Source organism: Stenotrophomonas terrae (assembly GCF_001431465.1).
GTDB classification, from domain to species: domain Bacteria; phylum Pseudomonadota; class Gammaproteobacteria; order Xanthomonadales; family Xanthomonadaceae; genus Stenotrophomonas; species Stenotrophomonas terrae.
Genome location: NZ_LDJJ01000108.1, coordinates 1 through 4,598 on the forward strand (window position 1 = coordinate 1; position 4,598 = coordinate 4,598).

The following is a 4,598-nucleotide window of genomic DNA, read 5'->3' on the forward strand; positions in this document are numbered from 1 at the left end:
GGCGGATGAGGGGAGCTTTTAAAACCTTGGGTATGCGTGCTTGGAGCTTCCCCTCACCCCAACCCCTCTCCCGCAAGCGGGAGAGGGGCTCAAGCAGCAGTTGCTCGCGACGGGAGTGATTATCAACCCCGGCGCCTATTAAGCCAGCCTGCAGGGCGCCGCCGCGCAGGCCCGGTATACTGGCCGGCTTTCCGGCCCTGCTGCCATTCCGGCCCGGCCCCAGGATTTCCAGATCATGTCCCAGCTGAACCCCAAAGTCGGCTTCGTCAGCCTTGGCTGCCCGAAAGCCCTTGTCGATTCCGAGCGCATCCTCACCCAGCTGCGGGTGGAGGGCTACGACATCGTGCCGTCCTACGACTCGGCCGACGTGGTGGTGGTCAATACCTGCGGCTTCATCGACTCGGCCGTGGCCGAATCGCTGGACGCCATCGGCGAGGCGATGAACGAGAACGGCAAGGTCATCGTCACCGGCTGCCTGGGCAAGAAGGGCGACATGATCCGCGAGCATTACCCGGACGTGCTGTCGGTGTCCGGCCCGCAGGACTACACCACGGTGATGGAAGCGGTGCATGCGGCATTGCCGCCCAAGCACAATCCGTTCGTGGACCTGGTGCCGGACTACGGCATCAAGCTGACCCCGCGCCACTACGCCTATCTGAAGATTTCCGAAGGCTGCAACCACCGCTGCAGCTTCTGCATCATTCCCTCGATGCGCGGCGACCTGGTGTCGCGCCCGGTCGATGAGGTGCTGCGCGAGGCCGAGCGCCTGGTCAAGGGCGGTGTGCGCGAGCTGCTGGTGGTGTCGCAGGACACCTCGGCCTACGGCGTGGACCGCAAGTACGCGCCGGGCACCTGGCGCGGCAAGGAATACGCAACGCGCATGAAGGCGCTGTGCGAGGGGCTGTCCGAGCTCGATGCCTGGACCCGCCTGCACTACGTTTACCCGTACCCGCACGTCGACGACGTGGTGCCGTTGATGGCCGAGGGCAAGATCCTGCCCTACCTGGACATCCCGTTCCAGCATGCCAGCCCGCGCATCCTCAAGCTGATGAAGCGCCCGGGCGCGGTCGACAAGACCCTGGAGCGGGTGCTGCGCTGGCGCGAGATCGCGCCGGACATCACCGTGCGTTCCACCTTCATCGTCGGCTTCCCGGGCGAAACCGATGCCGAGTTCGAGCAGCTGCTCGACTTCCTGGATACCGCCCAGCTCGACCGCGTAGGCGCCTTCGCCTATTCGCCGGTGGACGGTGCCACCGCCAACCAGCTGCCGGACCCGGTGCCGGAAGAAGTGAAGCAGGAACGTCTGGCGCGTTTCATGGAAAAGCAGGCCGCCATTTCCGCCGCCAAGCTCGAAGCCAAGATCGGCAGCGTGCAGCAGTGCCTGATCGATGGCATTGAAGACGGCATTGCGGTGGCACGGTCCAAGGCCGATGCGCCGGAGATTGATGGTCTGGTGCATATCCAGAACGCTGATGAGGCCAAGCTGCGGGTTGGCCAGTTCGTCGATGTCGAAATCACCGACAGCGATGAGCACGATCTGTTTGGCGATGCCATCGTCGATGCCAAGGCGGCCGCGCCGTTTGATCTCAAGGTGCTGTGACCTGCGCACCTGCCGCTGATGACGCCGGCTCAGGCCGGCGTCGTTTTTTGGCGCCAGCCCGCGAGCAGGTGGCGCATCAATGTTTTGAGCAGCCCATATTTGGCGGCTTTGCCGACTACGTCGAGCTGTTGCAAGGCGCTGACTGGCCGGATATTGCTACGCTCAACGCGCAGCTGGCCGTGCAGGGCAAGCAATTCGTCATCCAGGATGAGGCCTTGCTTGGCGACGGCCTGCACTACGAACAACGCATCGCCCAAGGGCGCATCGCCACCCGCGCGCAGAACTGGCATGACCTGTTCAATGCGCTGGTCTGGGCGCGCTATCCAGCGATCAAATTCGCGCTCAATGCGCAGCAATGTCTGCATATCGCGGCGATGGGAACAACCCAGCGCAACAGTGCGCAGGCCGCGCTGACCCAGTTCGACGAAACCGGCGTGATCGTGCGTGTCCGCGATGCGGCCTTGTTGTCGGCGTGGGACCGGCACGACTGGGCGACGCTGTTCGATCCGCGTGCATGGCAGCAAGGTGATATCGCCATCTGCGCGCTCATCGGCCATGCCTTGCTGGAGCAGGCCTTGTTGCCGGGGCGCCTGCTGGTGGGCAAAAGCATCGTGGTGCTTGGCGAGGATGACGCGGCCTGTGTTGCCCGGGTCGCTGCGGCAATCGCTGAAGCTCAGCTGCTGGCCGAGCCGTCCGAGCTGCGGCCTTTGCCGCTGGCGGGTATTCCCGGCTGGCACGCATCACAGGATGCGGCTTTCTATCAATTGCGCGACTACTTCCGTCCGCTGCGCGAGGGCAGGGTGTACCCGTCCGCGCTCAGCCTTCGTAGCTGACGTCGAGGATGGCGAAGCGGGTCAGGCCGCTGGGCAGCTCCACCGTGAATTCATCGTCGATGCGCTTCTTCAACAGTGCCCGCGCCAACGGCGAATCGATGCTGATCCAGCCGGCCGGTGCGTCGGTTTCATCGGGGCCAACAATCCGGTAGACGACGGTTTGCCCTGAGTCGACGTTCTCCAGTTCCACCGTCGCGCCAAAGAACACCGCCTCCGGGTCGCTGGGCGTGGTGTCGACCACGCGCAAGGCTTCCAGTCGCTTGCTCAGGTAACGCACGCGGCGGTCGATCTCGCCCAACTGCTTCTTGCGGTAGGTGTACTCGGCGTTCTCCGAGCGGTCGCCCTCGGCGGCTGCTGCCGCCAGTGCCTTGACCACTTCCGGCCGCCGCTGCCGCCACAGCTCATCCAGCTCGGCCTTGAGCCGGGCGTGGCCCTGCGCGGTGATCAGGGCGGTGCTTTTTTCTGCAGGGGGACGCCAGCGGCTCATTGCGGTCATGCATTGCGTGGATGCGGCATGGTAGCCGGGCTTGCTTGCGCAAGGCCAATCAATGACTGAAGCTTCGCGTTCACCGACAAGGAAGTTTGGCCGATGTTGATCCTGCCGCTGCACAAGCCCCTCAATCTGAGCACCTTGCCGCTGGTGACGATGCTGCTGGTGCTGGTCAATGTCTATGTCTTCTTCGGCTGGCAGGCGGACGACGAGCACAAGGTGCAGGCGACACAGGCCTGGTACCAGCAGTCGGGGCTGGCCAGCTACGAGCTGCCTGCCTATGAAAAACATCTGCGATTGACTGCGCAGCGCGATGCGCTGGCCGAGTTGGAAGCAGTGCCGGCGCAGGAGCGTGGCAGCTATGTCGGCATGGCGACCTTGAGCGATGTCAGCTTCCAAAAGGCGCTGCAGCAGGGCGGCCTGTTCGAGTCGGAAGAACAGCAGGCAGCGTGGGCACCCTTGCGGCGTGAGTACCAGGCGCAGCTGGACCAGGTATTCACCCTGCGGCATATCCTGCGCAGCTCGGAATGGTCGCCGTGGCGGCTGTTGTCGGCGGCCTTCCTGCACGGCAGCGTGATGCATCTGCTGGGCAATATGCTGTTCCTGGTGGTGCTGGGTCTGCTGCTGGAGGGGGCGCTGGGTGGTTGGCGTTTCCTGGGGCTGTACCTGTTGGGCGCGGTTGGCTCCAGTGTTGCCAGTGTGTTGTGGCGCTGGGGCGAAGCGGGCGGCGGGCTGGGCGCGTCCGGTGCGATCGCGGCGGTGATGGGGGCGTTCTGCGTGGTGTGGGGAATGCGCCCGGTGCGGTTTTTCTACTGGTTCGGGGTGATCTTCGATTATGTGAAGGCGCCGGCGATCTGCTTGCTGCCGTTGTGGTTGGGGTGGGAGGTATTCAATCTGCTGACCAATGATGAAGCCGGCATTGGCTTTGATGCGCATGCCGGTGGCCTGATCTGTGGTGCCGTGCTGGGCGGGCTGCTGGTGCTTACCCGGCAGACCCGCGACGACTATATGGCCGATGAAACTGAAGTGACCGTCAGCGATCAGCGTTGGCAGCAGGCTCAGCAGTACATGGGGCGGCTGGACAACGCCGCTGCCGAGCGCGTGCTGGCGGAGTTGGCGGGCGAACAACCGCAGCGTCTGGATGTTGCACTGGCGCGTTATCGGGTTGCCGCCAATGCAGGCCGGCCGGCTGACATGCGTGCGCGCGCTGCCGATGTGCTGCGATTGGAGGCGGACGATGCTGCCGGGCTCGCCGCGCAGCAGGCCATCATCAAGCAGTTGCTGGCGGAGGGCGGAATCGCCGAACTGGCGCCTGCTGCGTTTGAGCGCTGCCTCAAAGCCGGTTGGTTGCAGGAAGCCGAGGCGGTCTGGGAACAGGCCATTCAACTGCCGGGTGAAACGCAGGCGCAGGGCTGGCTTCGTCTGGCCTTGCGGCATGGCGAGGCGCATGCCCATGCGCAGCGTCGGCGTCTGCTCGAATTGCTGCAGCAACGTTTTGCGGCGACCCCGCAGGCCGGCAAGGCGCGGTTCCTGTTGGAGAACGACTGAGGGCCTTGCCTTGATGAAGCCCCGTTCGGGTCTGCATCTCGTGCCTGACGGCCCTTGAATGTGGTTGCGCGTTTCAGCCGTAGCCCGGGTAAGCGCAGCGCACCCGCGAAGCAGGGATCTATGGGAA

4 protein-coding genes are annotated in these 4,598 nt (G+C 64.5%); 3 read left to right on the plus strand and 1 reads right to left on the minus strand.

Annotation, left to right across the window (positions count from 1 at the left end):
• Nucleotides 1-235 precede the first annotated feature (235 nt).
• Entirely contained in the window at nt 236-1,600 is a 1,365-nt protein-coding gene (rimO, locus tag ABB27_RS18845; protein ID WP_057630849.1) for a 30S ribosomal protein S12 methylthiotransferase RimO, read from the plus strand.
• Nucleotides 1,597-2,433, plus strand: coding sequence for a DUF3025 domain-containing protein (locus ABB27_RS18850; RefSeq protein WP_057630852.1), 837 nt, complete (start codon nt 1,597-1,599; stop codon nt 2,431-2,433). The genes rimO and ABB27_RS18850 overlap by 4 nt, the downstream gene beginning before the upstream one ends.
• Here ABB27_RS18850 and greB read toward each other — a convergent pair.
• A complete protein-coding gene (gene greB, locus ABB27_RS18855) occupies nt 2,417-2,920 on the minus strand; it encodes a transcription elongation factor GreB (RefSeq protein WP_057630854.1) in 504 nt (167 codons plus the stop codon). The two genes, ABB27_RS18850 and greB, sit on opposite strands and share 17 nt — an antisense overlap.
• 102 nt (nt 2,921-3,022) lie before the next feature.
• Between greB and ABB27_RS18860 the strand changes: the two genes are divergently transcribed.
• A complete protein-coding gene (locus tag ABB27_RS18860; protein ID WP_057630856.1) occupies nt 3,023-4,471 on the plus strand; it encodes a rhomboid family intramembrane serine protease in 1,449 nt (482 codons plus the stop codon).
• Nucleotides 4,472-4,598 lie beyond the last annotated feature (127 nt).

What these genes read in the sequence shown, in the direction of transcription:
- greB (WP_057630854.1), bottom strand. Translation starts at nt 2,920, where the DNA reads ATGAGCCGCTGGCGTCCCCCTGCAGAAAAAAGCACCGCCCTGATCACC.
- rimO (WP_057630849.1), top strand. Translation starts at nt 236, where the DNA reads ATGTCCCAGCTGAACCCCAAAGTCGGCTTCGTCAGCCTTGGCTGCCCG.
- ABB27_RS18860 (WP_057630856.1), top strand. Translation starts at nt 3,023, where the DNA reads ATGTTGATCCTGCCGCTGCACAAGCCCCTCAATCTGAGCACCTTGCCG.